The sequence below is a fragment of the Bradyrhizobium sp. AS23.2 genome, assembly GCF_001908185.1.
GTDB lineage: Bacteria > Pseudomonadota > Alphaproteobacteria > Rhizobiales > Xanthobacteraceae > Bradyrhizobium.
This window is the reverse complement of the sequence record NZ_LGHM01000125.1, coordinates 13224-34602: the sequence shown is the minus strand read 5'-3', so window position 1 is coordinate 34602 and position 21379 is coordinate 13224. Positions and strand designations below refer to the sequence as shown.

The following is a 21379-nucleotide window of genomic DNA, read 5'->3' as shown; positions in this document are numbered from 1 at the left end:
GCCGGATTGAACGCTGGGCGGCGCACGCTTGACTTGGGTCAAAATGGTCACGCTGGCCGGAGCGTATCGTTTCCAAACAAGGATTCGCGAAGTACGCGGAAGAAGTTCCGGGCTTCATTCTCGGTTGAGCCGGATACTCGTCTGGGGTGCGAGCATCGCAATGTTCGTCCGTGATTCCGTCGTTTCTCCGAAGGCGGCGATCGAGCCGGGGGGGCGCTTGAACGTCGGCGTTAGATTGGCAGATGAGACCAGGCAGCGAACGATGCGAACCTATCGCGTTTCGACCACCTCGCCGTCCTCCTTCACGAATCTGCCGATGGGATTGCTCAGAAGATCGATGACCGCCTCCGAGGGCCGGCACAACCGCGTGCCCTTTGGCGTCTCCACGATCGGGCGGTTGATGAGGATGGGATGCGCTAGCATCTGATCGATCAGCTCGTCATCGGACCATTTTGGATCGTCGAGGCCGAGGTCGCGAAAGGGCGTGCCTTTCTCCCGCAGCAGCGCGCGGACGGGGATACCCATGGCCTTGATGAGCTCGACCAGTCTTTCGCGGGAAGGCGGCGTCTTCAGATACTCGATGACAACAGGCTCGACGCCGCTCTGCCGGATCATCGCGAGCGTGTTGCGCGAGGTACCGCAGTCAGGGTTGTGATAGATCGTGAGGGTCATGATCGGGTCTCCGCGACGGTAGCTTAGCCGTGCCCATCGGCACGACTGATAGTAGTTCATATCAACAGCAGGCCAGCGATGGCTCCGCAGAACCTGGCGAGACCGACCGTGCGTGATCACGGCCGTCATCTAATGCATCGGATATTGCGGCGTCTCTGCAGGCCCCGCCGCACACGGTTGCCGGCAGATGGTGCCTCATTGGCTGGTCTCCAAGGCCGTCGGGACTTTGCCGGCGCCCGCTTCGTACCAGCCCCGGGTCGCCTTGACGATGCGGACGACGGACAGCATCACCGGTACTTCGACAAGGACGCCGACCACCGTCGCCAGCGCAGCGCCGGAGTCCAGGCCGAACAAGCTGATCGCGGCGGCGACCGCCAGCTCGAAGAAGTTGCTCGCACCAATGAGTGCGGCTGGAGCGGCGACACACCACGCCACGCCCAACCGTCGGCTCAGCCAGTACGCCAAGCCCGCATTGAAGTAGACTTGGACAAGAATCGGCACGGCGAGAATGGCAATGACGCTCGGCTGCCTGACGATCTGCTCTCCCTGGAAGCCGAAGAGCAGAACCAATGTTGCGAGAAGCGCAACAAGCGAAAGAGGCTGCAGCATTCGCATGACGCGGTCGAAACCGTCGTCGCCCCTTCGCAGCAGCATCTTGCGCCACAACTGTGCGACGATCACCGGGACTACGATGTAGAGCAGAACGGAGAGTAGCAGCGTGTCCCAGGGGACGCTGATCGACGCAACTCCGAGCAGCAACCCCACGAGCGGCGCGAACAGGAAAACCATGATCACATCGTTCAGCGCGACTTGGCTCAGGGTGTAGTGGGGCTCTCCCTCGCACAGGTTGGACCACACGAACACCATCGCGGTGCAGGGCGCGGCCGCGAGTAGAATCAAGCCAGCGATGTAAGACGGGATCTGGCCAGACGGTAGCCACGGTGCGAAGAGGTGACCGATGAAGAAAGAGCCCAGCAGCGCCATCGAGAACGGCTTCACGGCCCAATTGATAAAAAGGGTGACACCGACGCCGCGCCAATGCTCCCGCACCTGGCCCAGTGAGCCGAAATCTATCTTCAGCAACATAGGCACGATCATGAGCCAGATCAGCATCGCTACCGGCAGGTTGACCTTGGCGACCTCAGCGGCTGCGATCGCGCCGAAGAAACTGGGCATGACGTGCCCGAGTGCCACGCCGGCGACAATGCAAAGCGCAACCCACAGAGTGAGGTATCGTTCGAAAATACCCATCGTCATGCCACGTCGTCTCTGCTGGACGTCGCACCTTCGGAGCGGCCGATCTCGCGCAGCCTGGTGCCGAGCGAGAGCTTGTCGATGCTCCTCAGCGGGAGGTTCACGAAGGTATCAATCCGATTTCGCAAATAGCGGAATGCGGTGATGAACGCCGCTTGTTTTTCCAGCTCTGAGCCTTCTACCGCGGCGGGGTCCTCGATGCCCCAGTGCGCAGTCATCGGTTGGCCCGGCCATATCGGACAGGCTTCACCGGCAGCGTTGTCGCAAACAGTGAAGACAAAATCCATCACGGGCGCATCGGCGGAAGCGAACTCCAACCAGCTCTTCGAGCGCATTCCGTCGATAGGGTAATCCGAGGTTTCCAGCGTGCGCAGGGCCAGTGGGTGCACCGTACCTTTCGGTGTGCTCCCTGCCGAGAACGCCTGAAAGCGGCTGGCGCCGTCCTTCCGCAGGATCGACTCTGCGAGAATTGACCTCGCCGAGTTGCCGGTACACAGGAACAAGACGTTAAACTTGTGATCGGACACGGCTTCGCTCCTTTCGCTTTGGAGAGCAGCAGGATTGCAGGCTTTGAACCACAGGCTCGCAAACTTCGGGCCGTCCACCGCAGCAATCGCGCAGGAGGAACACAGCGACATCCCGAAATTCTGCGAGATTGGCGCGATAGACAATCGAACGGCTGCGCCGCTCGGATGTCACCAGACGCGCGCGCGTCAAGATCGACAGATGAGCCGAGAGCGTATTGGGCGGAACTTCCAACAGGCGGGCGAGGTCTCCGGCCGCAAGGCCATCAGGCTCGTGTCTAACCAGCGTCCGGAAGGCCTCCAGACGGGTCGGTTGGGACAGGGCGGCAAGCGCCATGACGGCTTCTTCTGTTTCCATATATCCAGAGTTATGGAATTGTGGGGCGGGCGTCAATCCGAAAACCCACCTCGGGAGTATATTTCGAATATTCTAGAAATACGATTGACAGCTGGCGGGAGAGGGCGCATCCTGTTCCGATCATGAAGATCGACGACGCAGCAGCACGCCTGGAAGCCCTGGGTAACCGGACACGACTGCAGATCTATCGAGCATTGGTCCGGGCTGGGCGCTCGGGCATGCCGGTCGGCCGCCTGCAGGAAAAGCTGAAGATCCCCGCATCGACGCTGTCCCATCACATCAAGACTTTGGTTTCGGTCGGGCTCGTCAGTCAGGTCCGGGAATCCACGAGCCTGGTCTGCCACGCGAACTACGACGCGATGCAGGGGCTGGTCGATTTCCTGGTCGCGGAGTGCTGTGCGGACGAGGTCGGATGCAAGGATGCGCAAACGGCGGCTTGATTTTTTTTGTCGCTATCGTTCGGTGATTCTAGAACGATCGGAGAAGCGGATTGAACGAGAAAACGGTGGCCATCATCGGGGCGGGTCCTGTCGGTCTCGCAGCGGCAGCGCACGTGCTCGAACGCGGCATGTCGCCGATCGTGCTTGAGGCCGGACCGGAAGCGGCAAGCGCAGTTCGTCAGTGGCAGCACGTCCAGCTCTTCTCGCCGTGGGAGTACAACGTCGACAAGGCCGCGCTGCGCCTGCTCGCGCCGACGGGATGGAATTCGCCGGACCCTCAGTCCTATCCAACCGGCGGCGAACTGATCGACCGATATCTCGCTCCGCTCGCAACGCGAACGCCGCTGCGCGAGACGGTCCGGACGTCCAGCCGCGTCACGGCCATCAGCCGCGCCGGCTTCGACAAGGCGAAAACAAAGGGCCGGGAGCAAGCGCCCTTCGAAATCCGGTATCAGAATGGCAAGGGCCCTGAGGTGCTGCGCGCCGATGCCGTGATCGACGTGTCCGGCACGTGGTTCTCTCCCAATCCGGCCGGCAGCAACGGCTTGCCCGCGATCGGTGAACGAGGGCGTGCCGATCGCATCGCCTATGGCATGCCGGATGTGCGGGGCGCCGATCGCGACAGATATGCCGGCAAGATCGTTGCTGTGCTCGGTGCCGGCCATTCCGCGGTGGGCACGCTGATCGATCTCGTGCAGCTCGCCGACGAGGTTCCCGGTACACAGCCCATCTGGCTGTTGCGCGGCGCCGATCCCGCGAAGGCATTTGGCGGCGGCAGCAATGACAAGCTTGCCGCGCGCGGCGAGCTGGGCACGACCTTCGCCGCGCTCGTGGCTGCCGGGAAGATCAGGGTAGAGACTGGATTCGGTGTCACTCACCTCTCGGACTCCGAAGGTCGCCTCAAGATTTCAGCTGGCGCCTGCTGCGGTGCGCGGAGTGTGGTTGCGGATGAGTTGGTCGTCTCGACCGGTTTCCGTCCCGATCTTTCGTTCCTGTCCGAACTGCGGCTTCGGCTCGATCCGGCGATCGAGGCGCCCGTCGCGCTCGCGCCGCTCATCGATCCCAACGAACATAGCTGCGGGACGGTCCGTCCTCACGGCGCTCGCGAACTCGCGCACGACGAGCCGGGATTCTATCTGGCCGGCATGAAATCCTACGGTCGTGCTCCGACCTTCCTGATGATGACCGGATACGAGCAGGTCCGCTCGATCGTTGCCGACATCGCGGGCGACAAGGAGGCCGCGGCACGGGTCGAGCTCGTGCTGCCGGAAACCGGCGTTTGCACGCGCGGTGGAGTCGAGTCAGCCGGCGCCGCGGGATGCTGCGGCGGCCCGGCGAAGGACGAGCCGTCGACCTGCTGTGCTGCCGACGAAACGGCGAGGAAGGCAGGTAGCGCCGGGTGTGGTTGCTCATGAGGCAAGTTACTGCGGGCCAGCCTGCGGGTCCGCTCGCTGTCGTATTTGCGCTCGGCACCGCGCAGACCGTTGCGTGGGCGTCGAGCTACTATCTCCCTGCCATCCTGGCTGCGCCGATTGCGCGCGATCTCGGTCTTGCGCCGACATACGTGTTCGGGGCGCTGTCAGGAGCACTCGTCATCTCCGGGCTGCTTGGCCCACGAGTCGGGCATGCCATCGATACGTTCGGAGGGCGCAGTCTGCTTGCCATCTCGAACCTCGTCTTTGTGGCAGGCCTGCTCCTACTGTCTATGGCCCACGGCGTGGCGGTGCTGATCGCAGCCTGGATATTGCTTGGGATCGGCATGGGCATGGGCCTCTATGAAGCGGCCTTCGCGACGCTGGCCCGCGTCTACGGTACCGATGCGCGAAGAACCATCACCGGCATCACCCTGATCGCCGGTTTCGCCAGCACTCTCGGTTGGCCCCTCACAACCTGGCTCGCTTCGGAATACGGCTGGCGCGTAGCCTGCCAGGTGTGGGCTGCGATCCATATCGGCCTTGCATTGCCACTCAATCTCTCGCTGCCGCGTGCCGCTCCGTTGGACCAGGAGTCCCAACTGAACAGGGGCTCGAGCCAACGATCCGGACGCCAGAGCGAGACCTTCGCAATGGTGCTGCTGGCTTACATGTTTGCGGCAGCAAGCTTCGTCAGCTCGGGAATCTCGGCAATTCTGCCGACCATGCTGGTGGCGTTCGGCGCGACACCGGCGCAGGCTTTGCTCGCGGGAGCGTTGGTTGGACCTGCTCAAGTCGGCGCGCGCCTTCTGGAAGCGGGATGGCTCGGCCGGTTTCATCCGCTTGTTTCGGCGAGGCTGGCCATGCTCATGAATCCAATCGGTGTCGTTGCTCTGGTCGCGGGCGGACCCTTCCTCGCGTCAGCCTTCACGGTACTGTATGGAGCGGGCAACGGCATCATCACCATTGCCCGTGGGACGCTCCCATTGGCGCTCTTTGGGCCGGCAGGATTCGGCAGACGTGTCGGCATGATCTCGCTACCCTCCCGGGCAACAGGTGCCTTCGCGCCGCTTGCACTGGGATTGATGGTGGAACATTTCGGCAGCAACGCGCTGTGGATCAGCGCGCTGGCCTCGATCTCCGCATTCTTCGCGCTTCTGCTGCTTCGTGCGGAACAGACAACATAGGGGGGCACCCGATGGGGGGCATTCGTAGCTTGAGCGGCTGGCCGCTGATTGTGGTCATGTGCATCGGCCAGGTCGGCAATCTGCTGCCGCATGTCACGCTTTCCGCGAATTTGGCGCAGCACCTGATGCCGGAGTGGGGGCTTTCCGCCGCCGAAGGCGGACTGATGGCGAGCGGCTACGCATTCGGCTACATGCTGGCAGTGCCCGTGCTGACGACGTTGACCGACCGCATCGATGCGCGGATCGTGCTCCTGTGCGGCTCTATCGTCAGCGGACTTGCGACCTCAGCGTTTGGCATCTTCGCACAGGGGTTCTGGTCGGGGATGATGATCTGGTCGCTTGCAGGATTGGGGTTTGCTGGCGCCTACATGCCGGGATTGAAGGCGCTGACGGATCGATTGCCTGCGGGTGACACCTCGCGGGCGGTGACGCTGTACACGTCGAGCTTCTCGGTAGGCGTCGGCCTGTCGTTCCTGGTCGCGCAAGTCGTCGCCGATCGCTGGGGGTGGCGGGCCGCTTTCTATGTAACGGGCATCGGTCCCATCGCGATGGTGATCGCGTGTCTTCTGATCGAGGGCCGTCGCCCCACTCCGAAAGCAGGGCACCTGTTGAACTTCGGGCCTGTCTTCGACAACCGCGAGGCTCTCGGCTACATCTTCGGTTACGGCGCTCACTGCTTCGAGCTCTACGGCATCCGCACCTGGCTGGTGGGATTCTGGACCTTTGTCGTTGCACATCAAGGCGCGCCGTCCTGGTTGACGCCTGTGCTGATGAGCTTCTGCTTCGCGGTGATCTCGATGCCGGCGAGCATCCTCGGCAACGAGGCCGCGCTGAAATTCGGACGACATCGGGCAATCACGATTGTGATGATTGCTTCGGCCTGCGTCGCGATTGTCATCGGCCTTAACGCAACGGCCCCTGCATGGGTGCTCGCGCTGCTGCTGATGGTCTATGGCCTCACGGTGCCGGCCGATTCCGGCGCGTTGACTGCCGGCATGTCCGCTGCGGCCGTCTCCGAGCATCGTGGTGCAACTCTGGCCCTGCACTCCACCGTTGGCTTCGCCCTCTCAACGATTGGTGCCGTGGGTACGGGCGCCGCGCTCGACATCGCGGGCGGACCGCAGAGCGCGAACGGCTGGCTGCTGGTGTTCATCGTTCTCGCGGCCGGGATCCTGCTGGGACCGTTGGCGCTGCTGTGGGCGCGCGGGATCCGGGCGCAGGCGCGTCTGTCGGGCATCAATCCAAAGTGAGACAAGTGCTCTGGCATGAAAAAACCGCGACGGATTGCTCCATGCGGGTGTTGCGGATCTTCGATGATGCCATTCTGCCAGTGTTTTGCCCGACGTGTCAAAATTGAGCAGAGCATCAGGCCATACGAGCGGGGCGTCCGACCGAAGAGCGCGCGGATCGATAACCTCCCGTCACACCTCGTAGCGGCAGATCGGGGGCAGATCCGGGAGCCGTCGATCGTTTATGCGGTGAGGTAGCGATCGCAGTCACGCGCTTCTCCCGCGGTGACCAGCGGCGGTCGGGAATATATTGCGAAGATGATGGGCGAGGCGCGTTTGTCATCCTCTTCCACGTGCAAAACACATTTCCTCATAATTCCAAACTGAACGGGAACTTAGAGCGGGTGTGCGACATCCCCACGCGGCTTCTTCATATCGCCGATCTGCGAACTGCCGGGACTAAACACCTAGCCCCCTAGTATTCGACGGACGCAGAGGACTCTGATTTCGTTGGTCCGACGTAGTTGCTCAGCGCTTGGGGTAGCAACGGAGCCGAGAGTCTCGTTATCAAAATTCGCTTCAATCTCCGAGGCCATGCAGTTGCAAATTTGCAAGCAAGCGTCTGTTGAAAAACCACCTTGCTGAGTGCAACCGCTTCGGCACGCTAAGAGAAATTGCGGTCGCCAATCTGCAGCCGCGGCGATTGTTATAATATTGATTGCAGCTATCGTCAGAACCAAGAGAAACGCGGGCATCACTTTGCTTCCCTTTTCTGTTTTTGCTGAGGTGCCGCTATTCGACACCACCTTTTTGCCTCTCGCAATATCTGGCTACTTGCGTGGTCTTACCCTCAAGCGGGACCACAAATGTCCGATCAGCGATAGGACTATGGCGGCCACAATGATCGGGAGCCAAATCGACGTGGTTATGATGAACAAGGAAATGATGATTGCACGTCCAAAGACCGATTCGGTGATCGGATTCCTAAGACCGGCGAAATAGGCATAGATAGCAAAAATGGTGGCTGGCACCATCCACGCGCCGACAAGCACCAGTAACAGGTCAATAAGTTGGCTGGCATAATGGTGCATGAGCGCACCTCCTGACAGCGTCGGTGCGAATAGCTGTCACCACTGCGAGAGCTGCGGTGATCGTCGAGGAGAATTTGTCTTTGGTCGCGTTCGCGGGAATTTGCACGCTCGGCGCCACTGTCCCGGCCGGCGCTCAAATTCATGTGAAGCCGCAGCCTTCGATTCACCTGAGCTAGGAACTCTCAACGCGCACTCGTTGAGATGGCCCGGGCAAGGGCTCGTCCAATGCAGTCATAGCCATCGGCGGTGTTGTGCAATCCGTCCCACGTTACAAGCGCGCTTTGCGCAACTCCGGCACTGATCGAGTTTCGCATGAGCGCAAAACGAGAGAATAGCCCGACCCGTTCCTGCTTCGCGACATCCGCGATGATACCCTCCATCGTTGGGTAGCTAGCGGAAGCGAGCACTTGCGGCGCATATTGCAGATCCATCAGCACGACATCGGCAGCCCCTGCCTTGAGTGCCCTTACCCCTTCAAGAACGCTCGTCTTGAGGCCTTGGTCTGGCCGGCCACCCCAGGCGACGTCATTGGTGCCCAATTGCCAGATAACGAGATCAGGTGCGTGGGCGAAAACATCACGCTCGAAGCGTGCGATGTTGTTCGGAATCGTGTCGCCGACTCGACCGCTGTTGATAACGTTGATCTTGGCGTTCGATCTAAGCCTTGAGAGCTCTCGACGCATCACCTCCGGATATGTGGCCGCGGACCTAAGCTGCCAGAGTCCTACTGTCGACGATGATCCGATCGCGACAATCTTTAGCGGCTCACCAGATTTCAAGCGCGCCGCTGTGCGGGGCAATTGCGCGCCCAGCGAGATATCCAAATTTGCCGCAAGGCACCTCTCTCCGGACGATATCTCGTCCTGTGCCTGAGAGGGCGCCGTGCTGGACAATCCGATAATCATGGCAGCACCGATCGACGCTATTGTTCGAGCGGTTCGGGTTACGCATGGCGAAATAAATCGACCCATGCTCCCCCATAACTGGTCGATTCTCTCTTGACAACCCGTGGCAGCAAACGTTTCGTTCGATTGCAGGTCGAATGACGCGTGGGCAGCGAGTAACACGATGAGTCCGCGGACAAAGGCCATGTCCGGAAAGCCTGTGACGAAGCGGCTGGTATTCCACATCGGCGGCTATGATCCAATCACGTCGCAGGTCAGCGCGCGACGACGCTTCGTGCGCGAGATTGCCAGGTTCCAGCGTGCCTGGTCAGTGAAAGCGGTCGTTGACGGTTCGCATGACACCGCCGACCGGGCACGGTGGAACGTGACCACAACCGGCCCCGGTTGGCTCGTCGAAACCGATTACCGTCTGGTCCGATGGCTCGACGTAATTGAGGGCTTCGGGCGTCGAAGCATTGGCTCCCGCATTTTCGTCGGCGTTCTTGCGTTTCTGGATTTCGTTTCGTCCGGCACTCTTTGGCGTTACTTGCTGACCAACTGGCGCTACGCGCTTTTCTTTCTCTATCCATGGGTCACGTTCGGATTGCTCATTGCGGCCGCCTTCTTGATTGGCGTCTTTGCATTCAAAATCACCGGATCGATTCCGATTGCTGCCGGTGGTGGTCTCTTCGGGGGCGCTGCCGTTTTGGCGGGCCCGTGGCGCTGGCTGCACCTGGGCAACTTGTTCGACGATTGGATTTTTTCTCGCGAGTATATTCAACGCGGCAATTCGGAAATCGAGCAGAGGCTGGACAGGTTGGCCGCCGAGCTTGTGGCTGCGGCGAGCAGCTCTGCCGCAGACGAAATTTTGGTCATAGGGCACAGTCTTGGCGCCGTACTTGCGGTTGATCTGCTTGATCGCGCCCTGAAGCTGGAACCTGCGCTCGGTCAGAACAAAGTTCCCGTCACATTCTTGAGCGTTGGATCATCCATACTCAAGATTGGCCTGCACCCGAAGGCAATACGCTTTCGCATGACGGTGGAACGCGTCGCCAAATCGCGCGGGATCTTTTGGGGCGACTATCAGGCCCTCATCGACCCGTTGAACTTTTACAAAAGCCGGCCAATGGCCGAAATGGGCTTGTCGACAGAAAACGAGGCGACCGTCAGGGTCGTTAGGCTTAGTCGAATGCTTGACGACGACATATATCGACGCATCCGCTTCAATTTCTTCCGCGTGCACTGCCAGTTCGTCAGTGGAAATGACAGGCGATCATCGTACGACTACTTCATGCTGACATGCGGACCTGTTTCAGCCAAAGCCCAGACGCTCGCCCCCGATGGCGCCTTGTCAATGATCGCTGACGATGGTGGACTTATCGCGGGCGCGCCGCTGTCGGACAGTGAACTGCTGGGCAGTCCGGTCGTGGCAGCCTAATTTCAGATGACGCCCACTATTTCAAAAGTCATTTTCGTTGCAATGGCGATCGGCTGGTACCTCATACGTCATAAGTACGCGCGGCGTTCCCGCCGTGAGAAGGTTGTGCGGAGCGCTCGCGGCCCCCTGGAAACTGCGCTCCTGCTCATATCTCTTTCCGGACTTGGCCTTGTGCCGCTGGTCTACGTAGCGACAGGAATGCCCCGTTTCGCAGCTTACAGCTTCCACCCCGCGCTGGCTTGGCTGGGGTCTCTGTTTGCGGTTGCGGCCTTGGGCGTGTTTCACCTGACCCACCGTGCACTCGGCCGGAATTGGTCGATCAGCCTCGACGTGCGGGAGAATCATAAACTGGTGACGGAAGGGATTTACCGGAGAGTTCGACACCCGATGTATTCGGCATTTTGGCTGTGGGCTATCGCCCAGGCATTGCTGCTGCCGAATTGGATTGCCGGTTTCGCGGGCCTGGCTGGCTTCGGGATTTTATTCTTTGGCCGCGTCGCACGAGAAGAGCGAATGATGCTGCAGACGTTTGGGGACAACTATAGCGAGTATATGGCGCGGACCGATCGGGTCTTCCCGTGGATATTTTAAAGTAGGTGCCGGCGGGCCTTGATCTGCGGGACCGCAAAATCGACTTGGAACCAAACTGCTCTATTTTCGTGCCATTTTCGCAACATACGGCGAGAAACGACTGTCCGAACTGCCAACTCCTCGGTCTATTCGTTGCCGTTGAGGTGAGCGTCGGGTTATTCCTATGCGTGTCAGGTGAAGTCAAGTCCACTCGAATCATGGTGAGAACGCAATGCTGAGAGTCGTGATCCTTGGTGCCGCTTCTTTGGCTTTCGTAGGAACCGCAGTTGCCGCCGACCTGCCTCGGCCGCAACCGGTCGCTGCCGCCCCCGCACCGGTCGGCAAATACCCCGTCGGCAAATACCCCGTCGGTAAGAGCCCCGTGGGCAAATACCCGGTCGCGGCCCCGGCCCCGTTGGTGACCAAGGGGTGATCTGACTATCCATTCGTACGCCAGCGGCGTTCGTTTGGGGTAGGCGGACTACCTGTGACATCGGATCTTGGATCCAAGGGGATTCGAAGATGGTGGGAATGATTCGGAGGTGTCCGGGTCTGGGCCTTCTTGCAAAGGTCGCCTTGTTGGCGGTCTTCGTGAGCTTGGAGACCGGGATCAGTAGCGCCCAACCCATCGGGTCACACTCCGACCTTCAACAACGGGATGCTCTCCCCAATTCGGCGATGAAGCATGCGGACAGCATGGCCGCTGCTACGCCGAATGCCCCGTCGGCCGCATCAGATGCAAGGCCGACTCGAAGAGCTACTGCCCTCGGCCCCTACTACGTTGATTTTCGTGCCCGCACGGCGGCAACGTATGGTCATGCATTCGTCTGGTACGGGAAGACGAGCGAAAAGCAGGTTGAGGTCGCTGGTCTGGCCCCGGCCGGCGACGAGGTGCCGTACATTTTGGGACACGTCATGTTTGTTCCCTCTGAGACAGGCGCGACCTATGGCGACCTTGACGAGCAATATTTGACGGCCAGCTATCGCGTCTACCTGAATGAGGCCGATGCCAAGAGGGTCTTCGCTTATATCAAGCACCTGCAGGAGACTTCGCCGCTATGGAATGCGGCGACGACCAACTGCACTGCTTTTATCGGCCGCATAGCGACTTTCATGGGCCTCAACGCTCCGTTCCATCTGCTGAAGCCTGAGGAATATGTAAACCGCCTCAGAGAGCTGAACGGGGGACGAAAAACGGTGCAGCTTGAACCCGCTCGAAGCTAGGTTCCTCAGGGTTGAGTTCATCCAGCTTTCCTGATCGGCTGTCTCGCTTGGACAATGGCCCTAACGCCCGGATGCTGCAGTCTGCGGCGCTCGTCCTGGACATCGGGGTCATCGACAGGCAGTCGTTGGCGTGCCTCGAACGGTCGAGCACTGGCGTCAATCGATCAATGCGACTCGCGCAGGCGGCAGGTTGATAGACGCTCCTCAAAATCTGTCTGTAGTTCATCAAGGTTTCGCGCAAGGGCGCGCGGGATTGAAGTTTGCTGCCATCAGGGCGCTGATGGCCGCGGTTTCTGCGCCGTAATCGGGGGACGCTGATGCGGGTCCATATCATTCTTGCCGGCCTGATCCTCTTGCTCGTTGGAAAGGCCAGCGGCACGGTCGTCGATAAAGGGGCCGACGCGCAGAAATCTTGCGGACTTCTCGTTCAGAAATCGTTTCGCGATCAGGACGAAGCCCGGTTCGCCGGCGCGTGCGAGGGAATGATCGAGACTGCGATGCTTTTTGCGCCAAATCTGCCAGCTGGGGTGCGTGCATGCCCCCCCGCGCAAGGCAGTATCTTGGAAAGTGCCAAGGTCCTTCTTCAATACATTGACAGCAATCCGGATCGACTGAACGAACCGGGGATTACCCTTGCTCTCGACGCGTTCAGAGATGCTTGGCCTTGCCATGGGGACGAGGCCGGGGCGCCAGGTGGCCCGAGACCGAAAAAGCGTGCACCGAAAACGCCAAAGCAATGAGGCCTGCGCCGCCTGAGGCAATGAGAACAGCGCTCTCGTGATCTTGGTGCTTCCGTTAGCGGGATTGAACCTATGCTGCTCGATAAATGAGCGCACAGAAAGGGCTTTTGTCGCAGCGGTGAGCATGAAGGGGTACCGGAGGCGTAATCGAGGGAAGCCGGAAACCTTCGGTCAATTCCGCTACGGGGCTCAATGGCCGACATTTCGATAGTGAGCGCTGAGGTTGGCTCAACCCGAGCCGTCCAGATCCAGTCCCAATCTCGTCGGTCCGGTGGCTTGGCTTGTCGTAGAAAGTGATGGCGATCCTTTGGTCATGGCAATCAGACTCCAGAGATGAAAAACCCGCGACGGATTGCTCCGCGCGGGTGTTACGAATTTTCGATGATGTCATTCTGCCAGTGTTTTGCCCGACGTGTCAAAATTGAGCAGAGCATCACGCCATGCAAACGGGTCGTCGGACCGAGAAGCGCGGACCGATAACCTCAAGTCACGCTAAAATTCGCACGCGGTACAGTTTCTCAGCAATCGACCGGCTGCTGCGCCGAACGAATGCTTTCCTCCAACCCGTCCGTAGCTTCGCAGAAAGCACCGGGCACCACCCGGCGAGCCCGCTTCTACTGTGCATGGGGTTGTTTTTCAGTTTTTGTTTCACGCTGCCGAAACGGCAAGCCTCAGCGCCGGCCGCGCGGCGCTTCGGTCTTGGCTGGCGGCTCGGTCTGCGGCGCGCAGGTCGCGGCTGCGAGCGAGGCCTGCGCCTGCTGCATCAGGCCGGGCTCGGCGGCGAGCGCCTTCATCACGATCAGGCCGGTCGTGCTCGGGGAATCGATGATCAGGCGGTCGGCCGCGGTGACCTCCTCGTCCTCGGGCAGGTCTTCGTGCTGCGGCTCTGTCATCAGGTCGAGCTCGATCACCTTCTTGCCGGCCGAGCGGTCGTTGATGGCGTAATAGGCGATCTCGTTGCGGGTGTAGAACGACACCGATGTGTAGGCCTGGCTGACGGGCACCGTCAGCTTGATCGGCCCGCCCGACAGGTCGTAGCGGCAGATCGCGATCGCGAAGGCCGGATCCATGAACGGCATCGGCGAGGTGTTGGGATCGGCGAGGGGGGAGCTGCGTGACGCCGTTGAGCTTGGTCATCGGCGTCAGCCGCGAATAGGCGTCCTGCGTCGCGATCCGCGGCAGCGCCAGCACACTGACGAGATGGACCACGAGGCCCAGCAGCACGCCCGCAACGATGGTGAAGAGGAGCCGGATCATGAGCAGCCCACCGTCTTGATCGTGGGCATCGGTGCATCGCGCTGGGTGCGCGTGGCAACGCCGACCGGCGTGTCGTAGAGGCGCAGCATCAGCGCGTAGCGCTCGATGCCGCCGGTCGGCAGCCAGTTGCCGGAGCGCGAGCGCGAGGCGATGTGGATCTCGAACGTGCCGTCGGATTGCCGCACGATCTCCTGGCTGGTGAAGCCGTAGCGCTGCAGCGTGTTGGCGACGAGGTGGCCGTTGCGGTCATAGAGCGTCAGTGTCCAGAATCGCGCCGGCGGCGTCACGCCGGAGACGACGACATCGCAGCGGCCGTCGAGCGCCTTCTTCTTGTCGTCGGCGGTCGCGGTGAAGGCGACGCCGTCGCCGGTGCCGATCGGCAGCTCGCCGTTGCGCACGATGGTGGCGCGCGAATAGGGATCGACGTCGGCGGTGCCGGTGCGCGGCCGCGCGGTCCAGGCGCCGATGGTGAGCGCGCCGATCTCGGTGCCGCGCGTCGTCGTCATCCACGTCGCGCCGACGCCCACCGCGGTCGCGAGCAGAAGGGCCGTCAATGTGATCAGGATCAGCCGCACGGGATCTTGTCAGTTCTTGCGCGGGGCGGATGCGTTCGCATTCTCTTCCGCATAGTTCTGCGGGAAGGCGAGCGCACTCGTCGACGCGGATGGCTTGGCTGCCCCGGCGTCGTCGGCCGCCGACGACTTGTTCGCGGTCTTGGCCGCGTCATCGAGCATCTTCTCGACGCGCACCAGGATGTCGGCACCGCGCTTGGTCAGCACGGGCGGTGGGCCGGGCTTGGTCTCCAGCACCTTCGGCGCAGCATTGGCCTGCGCGTTGGCGATTTGCTGCGGCGGCAGCTTCTGGCCCATGCCGATGCCGGGAATCTCCCGGACCTCGACGCCCTGATGCGCCGCGACCATGATGTCGTGCCAGGTCTGCGCCGGCAGTGAGCCGCCGGTCATGCGGTTGGTCGGCGAGTAGTCGTCATTGCCGTACCAGACCGCGCAGGTGAAGTTGCCGGTGTAGCCGACGAACCAGGCGTCGCGATAAGCATTCGTGGTGCCGGTCTTGCCTGCGGTCGGAATGCCGTCGAGGGCTGCGCGGCGCGCGGTGCCTTCGCTGACGACGTGGCTCATCATGCCGGCCATGTCGGCGGCGATGTTCGGCGGAATGGCCTGCTTCGGCTTCGGGCCGTCGCGGTCCCAGCGCCAGACCAGATCACCGGCGCCGGTGCGCACCTCCAGCACGGAGTGCGGCGTCACCGACTTGCCGCGGTTGGGGAACGTGGCGTAGGCGACGGCGTGCTCGAGCACGGTGACTTCGTCCGAGCCGATCGGCAACGACGGCGTGTCGGGCAGGGGCGCCTTGAGACCGAAGCGGCGGGCGACCTCGACGATCTTGGCGCGGCCGATCTTGGCCGGGTTCGGCGCCTTCGGCTGTTCCTTCTGGCCGATCGCGATCGACAGCTTGACGGGCACCACGTTGATTGAGCGCGTGATCGCCTGTGTCAGCGTCACCGAGCCGGAATAGGAATGGCCATAGTTCTGCGGGCACCAATTGCCGATGCAGACCGGGCCGTCGACCACGATGGAGTTCGGCGTGAAACCGTTCAGGAGCGCAGTGGTGTAGACATAGGGTTTGAACGACGAGCCGGGCTGGCGATAGGCGTCGGACGCGCGGTTGAACTGGCTTGCGCCGTAGTCGCGGCCGCCGACCATGGCGCGGATGCCGCCGTCGAGATCGGACACGACGGTCGCCGCCTGCGTCGCGTGATAGTCGCGGCCGAACTGGCGGAGTTGGTTCTCGATCGCGTCTTCCGCGGCCTTCTGCACGTTGGTGTCGATCGCAAGGCGTACCACGAAGACTCGCTCGGTGTAGGACTTCGGGAAGGTGTCGACCAGCTTGCGCATCTCGTCGAAGGCGTAGTCGAGATAATAGTTCGGCGAAGCCTCGTCGCGGCGATCGACCGCGAAGGCCGGGTTGCGGCGGGCGCCGAACACCTGGCCCTCGGTCATGAAGCCGGCATCGACGAGGTTGTCGAGCACGACGTTGGCGCGGGCGCGCGCGGCGGGCAGGTTGATGTGCGGGGCGTATTTGGTCGGCGCCTTGAACAGGCCGGCGAGCATCGCCGCTTCCGCCAGCGTCACGTCGCGTGCCGACTTGTTGAAGTAGAAATGCGCCGCGCCGTCGACGCCGAAAGTGCCGCCGCCCATATAGGCGCGGTCGAGATAGAGCTTGAGGATCTCGTTCTTGGTCAGGCGCCATTCCAGCCAGATCGCGAGGAACGCTTCGTTGATCTTGCGCTCGATGGTGCGCTCATTGCTCAGGAACAGGTTCTTGGCGAGCTGCTGGGTGATCGACGAGCCGCCCTGGCGGACGCCGCCTGCCTGCGCGTTGGTGACGAGCGCGCGCGCGGTGCCGGCGATGTCGATGCCGAAATGGTCGTAGAAGCGGCGGTCTTCGGTCGCCAGCGTTGCCTTGATCAGCACGTCCGGAAAGTCTTCCAGCGGGATCGAGTCGTTGTGCTTGATGCCGCGGCTGCCGATCGGGTTGCCGTAGCGGTCGAGGAACGTCACCGCGAGATCGGACTTCTTCAGCCAGTCCTCGTCCGCGGTCTCGCGGAAGGCGGGGATGGCGAGGGTGAGCAGCAGTACCAGGCCACCGAGCCCGAGGGTCGCGGCTTCCGACAGCGGCTCGATGAACACCCAGCGCTTCCACCGCCCGACGTAGAAGCGGTCCATGAAGGTCGAATAGCGCTCATAGAGCTCGCGGATGCCCTTGGCTGAGGAGAACAGCGAGGAGTCGATGCGCGCATCCAGGTCCAGGAAGAAATTCCGGACGCGACTCTTCCAGTTGGATGGTGTGTTCTGGGCCACCTAGAACCCTTGAGGTTCGGTTCGAAAGCGCTCAAGCACCCGGCCGGGGCGGCATCGAGACGTCTTGAGGGATTGTTGCGGCAAACCCAAGGCGCCCGCTTCGCGTCCGAGGGGACTTGCTGTTCTTCTAGCCGAGCGTGGCCTATAAACCAATGGCTACGCTCGCGATTTTGAACAACAGGCCTAATTGAACACCGGTTCATTACGGGCCTTGCGGGGTGTAACTTGCAGCACCATGGCTGCACGCCCTAGATGGCATGAGCCGTAGCTCTTTCGAACCCTGTTGAGGCGCATGACCGCAGCTCCCAAACGACACTCAGGCCAGGAGGGATTCTTCTGGAAAACCAAGACGTTGGAAGAGATGTCTGGGGACGAATGGGAGAGCCTGTGCGACGGCTGCGGCCGCTGCTGCCTGAACAAGCTCGAGGACGAGGATACCGGCCAGATCTATTTCACCCATGTCGGCTGCAAGCTGCTCGATGCCGGGACCTGCGCCTGCAAGGACTATCCGAATCGTTCCGACAAGGTTCCGGACTGCGTTCGCCTGACCCCGGCCAATGTCCGCACCCTGAACTGGTTGCCCCCGAGCTGCGGCTACAAGCTCGTCGCGGAGGGGCGCGACCTCTATTGGTGGCATCCGCTGGTCTCGGGCGATCCCAACACCGTGCATGAGGCCGGCGTCTCCGTGCGCGGCCGGGTCGAGGGCAGCGAGGAGGAGATCCCGGACGAGGATCTCGAGGATCACATCGTGCAATGGCCGGCGGTGCTGCCGAAACGGGCACGCCTGAAACGACGTCCGAAGGACTGACCCGTCGTCCGAACTCGGATCACGTCTTCGGGATGACCCGGCGGCGGGATGCACCCATGCGCCGCGGTGCCTGCCTAGGAAGAACCTTGCTGTCTAGATTGGGCCCATAGAACGAATCCTTCGCGGCGTTGCGCCGCCACACCGCGTCCGATCGAGATGAACAAGTTCGAACGGCAGAGCACTGCCGACGTCCAGGCTTTGCCCGACGATATCGCCGAAGAGCTGTCTCGCCTTCCGTCCGAGGTTTTGAGCGTCGATGACGCTCCCTCGCTCGCGCCGCCGGCACCGCTGTCGCAGGACGAGGTCCGCACCATCGTCATCAGCCTCATGGTGACGATGTTCCTGGCCGCGCTCGACCAGACCATCGTCGCGACCGCGCTGCCGACCATCGGGCGCCAGTTCCACGACGTCTCGAACCTGTCCTGGGTGATCACCGCCTATCTGCTGGCCTCGACCGCGGTTGCGCCGGTGTTCGGGACGCTGAGCGACATCTACGGCCGCAAGGCCATGATCATCACCTCGCTCAGCCTGTTCGTCGCGGGCTCGATCCTGTGCGCGATCGCGCCGAGCATGCCGATGCTGATTCTGGCGCGCGGTCTCCAGGGGCTCGGCGGCGGCGGCATCATGCCGGTGGTGCAGACCGTGATCTCCGACGTCGTTTCACCGCGCGAGCGCGGCCAGTACCAGGCCTATTTCTCCAGCGTCTGGATGGTCGGCGGCATCCTCGGTCCGGTCATCGGCGGCGTGTTCGCCGAGCATTTGCACTGGTCGATGATCTTCTGGATCAATCTGCCGCTTGCGGCCGCCGCAATCACGCTGCTGCTGCCGAAGATGAAGAAGATCCCGGTGTTCCACCGCAGGCGCGAGGTCGATTGGCTCGGCGGCGTCTTGCTGATGGCCTCCGCGGTCGTCTTCATGCTGGTGCTGACCTGGGGCGGTACGCGCTATCCGTGGCTCTCGCCAACCGTTCTGTCGATGATTGGCGCGGCTGTCGCACTTGCGGTCACCTTCGTCTGGCACGCGCGCCGTGCTGACGAGCCGTTCCTGCCGCTGCCGCTGTTGAGGGGATCGGTTGCACCTTTCGCGATGACGGCCGGCGGCTGCGGGCTTGGTGCGATCACGGGCCTCACCGTGCAGCTCCCGCTTTATTACGAGCAGGTCTACCATCTCAGCGCCAGCGAGGCGGGGCTTGCATTGATTCCGCTCGCGGCGGTCTCGACCTGTGGCGCGGCGATTGCCGGCCGCACCATGGCGCGCGCCAAGCACTACAAGCGCGTCGCCATCATCGGCACGTCATGGGCCGCGCTGTGCGGCCTCGGCCTCACGCTCACCACCTTGCCGCTGTGGGGCCTCCTGACGCTGATGGCCGCGTTTGCGCTCGGCCTCGGCACGACGTTCCCGGTCTGCGTGGTCTCGTTGCAGAATTCGGTCGCGCGTCCGCAAGTCGGCACCATCACCGGCGCGATGAACTTCTTCCGCTCACTGATGTCCTCGTTCACGGTTGCGGCGTTCGCGGCGATCCTGTTGATCGCGCTCGGCGCCGACGTTCCGCTCGCCGGCGAGCATCACGCCGCCGGCGCCGTGGCGATTCCCGCAGACGAGATGCGGCATGCGTTCCGCTACGTCTTCGGCGCCGCCACCGCGCTGATGACCACCGCAGCGCTCTGCCTGATCATGATGGAGGAGCGTCCGCTGGCCGGTCCCACCGTCACCCGTCAGGTGGAGATGGCGGAGTAGGGGCTCAGCCCCCGCGATCGTCATACGGGTCCTCGCTGGCATTGCCCGCGGCGGCCTTGCGCGCTGCCGCCCCAAGATGGCTCTTGAGCCGCGCCAGCGCGTCGGCGGACCAATCATGGACATCGGTGACTGCGACCCAGGCATCGACGTAATGCTCGGGTGCATAGACGTGGCCGAAGCCCATCGGCGTGCCGTTCGCGACTGCCATGTCGAGGGCGAGCTGTAGCATCGTGACGATCGGATACCATCGCAGCTCCGGTGACACGTCGGGCCCGCGCGGCGCCGTCATCCAGGCCGGGGCGTGAAAAGCATCCCGGTAATTGAAGAAGGTAATCGCATCACTTGCGTATTGCAGATAGACGACGCGCATCGGGCCCCAGGGCGCATCTGCCGGCACCGTGGCCCCATTCTGGTTCATGAAGCGCACGAAGCGGCCGTCGCGGAATTCCGGCAACCAGGCCGGCGAGCCCGGATTGCGGTTCGCGGTGATCGAGCTCCAGATGCGGCTCGCGAACGGCGGTCCGCTCCAAAGCGCGCCGGCGATCGGATCGCCGATCGTCTCGAACAGCTCCGCGGATTTTTCCGAGTTCATGGCGCCGAGGCTCAACCCATGCAAGTACAGCTTCGGCCGCCGGTCCTTCGGCAGCGTCGTCCAGTAACCGTAGATTTCCGCGAACAACGCGCGCGCCGCTTCGGCTCCGTATTCGGGTTGAAACAGCAGCGACAGTGGACTGTTGAGATAGGAGTACTGGACCGCGACGCTCGCGACATCGCCATGGTGGAGATATTCGACCGTATCCATCGCAGCCGGATCGATCCAGCCGGTACCGGTCGGCGTGATGACGATGAGGTTCGCGCGCTCAAAACCGTGCTGCCGCTTAAGCTCGTCGAGCGCAAGCCTTGCGCGCGCTTGCGCCGTGTCGGCGCCGGCGAGGCCCACATAGACCCGCACGGGATCCTGCGCAGCCTGCCCCGTGAAGGCGTTGATCTCGGCTGCGGTCGGACCTGAGGCAATGAATCGGCGCCCCGTGCGCCCGAGCTCCTTCCACTTCACCAGCGATGCCAGGCTTCCCGTCTTTCCCGGCGCTGTCGGCTGTGGTCGCTCGGGCTCGAACAAGGCGTCGAATTCGCGGAAGGACGAATCGAGCGCGCGAAACGCCGTGCTGATCAGGAGATTGTTGGCAATCGACCAGAAGAGCAGGCCGGCAATCACCACGCCGATGACATTGGCGACCTTTCGCGGAATGACGCGCTTCGTGCACACGGCGACGAACCGCGAGACAAGCACGAACAGCCGCCCCAGCACCAGGAGCATGACGAACGTGATCACGGCGATGGCACAGACCTTGAGTGGATGCGCGGTCTCGACAGGCGCCATCTTCATGACGGCGCGGATCGAGTTCTGCCATTCGGCTGCCCGCCACAGATAGATGATGACGACGATCAAGCAGCCGGCCGCGACAAGCGCATTGGCGCTCGATCTCAGGCGCGCCGAGGGTTCAGGCAGCTCGAGATAATGCCACAGCCAGCGCCAAAGGTTTCCAGCGAGGTAGCCGATCGCAAAGCAGGCGCCGGCGAGGGCGCCTTGCGTGAGATAGCTCCGCGGGATCAGCGTCGGCGTCAGCGCGGCCGCGAAGAACAGGGCGCCCAGCATGAGGCCGACGCCGGACAGCGAGAG

The 21379-nt window shown here is 62.3% G+C and carries 19 protein-coding genes and 1 pseudogene; 10 read left to right on the top strand and 10 right to left on the bottom strand.

Annotated features, from left to right (window positions below; genetic code table 11):
- Positions 1 to 270 precede the first annotated feature (270 nt).
- The 4 genes from arsC to AC630_RS25730 all read right to left on the bottom strand — a co-directional run bounded on the left by arsC (position 271) and on the right by AC630_RS25730 (position 2808).
- Entirely contained in the window at positions 271 to 672 is a 402-nt protein-coding gene (gene arsC, locus AC630_RS25745) for an arsenate reductase (glutaredoxin) (protein ID WP_074121284.1), read from the bottom strand.
- A gap of 195 nt (positions 673 to 867) precedes the next feature.
- Positions 868 to 1923: an ACR3 family arsenite efflux transporter gene (gene arsB / locus AC630_RS25740; protein ID WP_074121217.1), complete on the bottom strand. Its 1056-nt coding sequence runs from the start codon at positions 1921 to 1923 to the stop codon at positions 868 to 870.
- A 2-nt stretch (positions 1924 to 1925) separates the two neighbouring features.
- The gene (locus AC630_RS25735) at positions 1926 to 2453 is read right to left on the bottom strand and encodes an arsenate reductase ArsC (protein WP_074121216.1); all 528 of its coding nucleotides are present in this window, start codon (positions 2451 to 2453) and stop codon (positions 1926 to 1928) included.
- Entirely contained in the window at positions 2434 to 2808 is a 375-nt protein-coding gene (locus AC630_RS25730) for an ArsR/SmtB family transcription factor (RefSeq protein WP_074121215.1), read from the bottom strand. The genes AC630_RS25735 and AC630_RS25730 overlap by 20 nt, the downstream gene beginning before the upstream one ends.
- A 122-nt stretch (positions 2809 to 2930) precedes the next feature.
- Between AC630_RS25730 and AC630_RS25725 the strand changes: the two genes are divergently transcribed.
- Genes AC630_RS25725 through AC630_RS25710 form a run of 4 tightly spaced genes read left to right on the top strand, consistent with a single transcriptional unit; the run spans position 2931 to position 7097 of the window.
- Positions 2931 to 3248, top strand: coding sequence for an ArsR/SmtB family transcription factor (locus AC630_RS25725; RefSeq protein WP_074121214.1), 318 nt, complete (start codon positions 2931 to 2933; stop codon positions 3246 to 3248).
- Positions 3249 to 3298: 50 nt separating this feature from the next.
- Positions 3299 to 4663, top strand: a complete 1365-nt coding sequence (locus tag AC630_RS25720; RefSeq protein WP_074121213.1) for an NAD(P)-binding domain-containing protein — start codon at positions 3299 to 3301, stop codon at positions 4661 to 4663.
- A complete protein-coding gene (locus AC630_RS25715; RefSeq protein ID WP_074121212.1) occupies positions 4660 to 5847 on the top strand; it encodes an MFS transporter in 1188 nt (395 codons plus the stop codon). Before AC630_RS25720 ends, AC630_RS25715 begins: the two co-directional genes overlap by 4 nt.
- A 56-nt stretch (positions 5848 to 5903) precedes the next feature.
- Complete coding sequence (locus tag AC630_RS25710) at positions 5904 to 7097, top strand: MFS transporter (protein ID WP_074121283.1); 1194 nt, start codon at positions 5904 to 5906, stop codon at positions 7095 to 7097.
- 809 nt (positions 7098 to 7906) lie between these two features.
- Here AC630_RS25710 and AC630_RS44240 read toward each other — a convergent pair.
- Positions 7907 to 8167: a hypothetical protein gene (locus tag AC630_RS44240; RefSeq protein ID WP_143198311.1), complete on the bottom strand. Its 261-nt coding sequence runs from the start codon at positions 8165 to 8167 to the stop codon at positions 7907 to 7909.
- A 182-nt stretch (positions 8168 to 8349) separates the two neighbouring features.
- Complete coding sequence (locus AC630_RS25700; RefSeq protein ID WP_074121282.1) at positions 8350 to 9072, bottom strand: SGNH/GDSL hydrolase family protein; 723 nt, start codon at positions 9070 to 9072, stop codon at positions 8350 to 8352.
- A gap of 184 nt (positions 9073 to 9256) precedes the next feature.
- Between AC630_RS25700 and AC630_RS25695 the strand changes: the two genes are divergently transcribed.
- From AC630_RS25695 to AC630_RS44235, 4 genes are all read left to right on the top strand, one after another.
- Positions 9257 to 10489 carry a hypothetical protein gene (locus AC630_RS25695; RefSeq protein ID WP_143198310.1) on the top strand — a complete coding sequence of 411 codons (1233 nt, stop codon included), beginning with the start codon at positions 9257 to 9259 and terminating at the stop codon, positions 10487 to 10489.
- A 6-nt stretch (positions 10490 to 10495) separates the two neighbouring features.
- The gene (locus tag AC630_RS25690; RefSeq protein ID WP_074121209.1) at positions 10496 to 11080 is read left to right on the top strand and encodes a protein-S-isoprenylcysteine O-methyltransferase; all 585 of its coding nucleotides are present in this window, start codon (positions 10496 to 10498) and stop codon (positions 11078 to 11080) included.
- A gap of 510 nt (positions 11081 to 11590) precedes the next feature.
- Positions 11591 to 12283: a hypothetical protein gene (locus AC630_RS25680; RefSeq protein WP_502691536.1), complete on the top strand. Its 693-nt coding sequence runs from the start codon at positions 11591 to 11593 to the stop codon at positions 12281 to 12283.
- 317 nt (positions 12284 to 12600) lie between these two features.
- A complete protein-coding gene (locus AC630_RS44235) occupies positions 12601 to 13023 on the top strand; it encodes a Rap1a/Tai family immunity protein (RefSeq protein ID WP_143198309.1) in 423 nt (140 codons plus the stop codon).
- A 671-nt stretch (positions 13024 to 13694) separates the two neighbouring features.
- On the opposite strand, the pseudogene AC630_RS25670 reads toward AC630_RS44235, so the two are convergent.
- From AC630_RS25670 to AC630_RS25660, 3 genes and pseudogenes are all read right to left on the bottom strand, one after another.
- A pseudogene (locus AC630_RS25670) lies at positions 13695 to 14280 on the bottom strand (DUF1254 domain-containing protein).
- Positions 14277 to 14855 carry a DUF1214 domain-containing protein gene (locus AC630_RS25665; RefSeq protein WP_074121206.1) on the bottom strand — a complete coding sequence of 193 codons (579 nt, stop codon included), beginning with the start codon at positions 14853 to 14855 and terminating at the stop codon, positions 14277 to 14279. Before AC630_RS25665 ends, AC630_RS25670 begins: the two are co-directional and overlap by 4 nt.
- A gap of 9 nt (positions 14856 to 14864) precedes the next feature.
- Positions 14865 to 17156 carry a transglycosylase domain-containing protein gene (locus AC630_RS25660; RefSeq protein WP_074121205.1) on the bottom strand — a complete coding sequence of 764 codons (2292 nt, stop codon included), beginning with the start codon at positions 17154 to 17156 and terminating at the stop codon, positions 14865 to 14867.
- Positions 17157 to 17448: 292 nt separating this feature from the next.
- Between AC630_RS25660 and AC630_RS25655 the strand changes: the two genes are divergently transcribed.
- Both AC630_RS25655 and AC630_RS25650 read left to right on the top strand, forming a co-directional pair.
- Positions 17449 to 17964: a YcgN family cysteine cluster protein gene (locus AC630_RS25655; RefSeq protein ID WP_074121204.1), complete on the top strand. Its 516-nt coding sequence runs from the start codon at positions 17449 to 17451 to the stop codon at positions 17962 to 17964.
- 156 nt (positions 17965 to 18120) lie between these two features.
- Positions 18121 to 19701 carry an MDR family MFS transporter gene (locus AC630_RS25650; protein WP_074121203.1) on the top strand — a complete coding sequence of 527 codons (1581 nt, stop codon included), beginning with the start codon at positions 18121 to 18123 and terminating at the stop codon, positions 19699 to 19701.
- 4 nt (positions 19702 to 19705) lie between these two features.
- Here AC630_RS25650 and AC630_RS25645 read toward each other — a convergent pair whose 3' ends face one another.
- Positions 19706 to 21355 (bottom strand): alpha/beta hydrolase, encoded by a 1650-nt coding sequence (locus AC630_RS25645; RefSeq protein WP_143198321.1) that lies wholly within the window; start codon positions 21353 to 21355, stop codon positions 19706 to 19708.
- Positions 21356 to 21379: the final 24 nt, after the last annotated feature.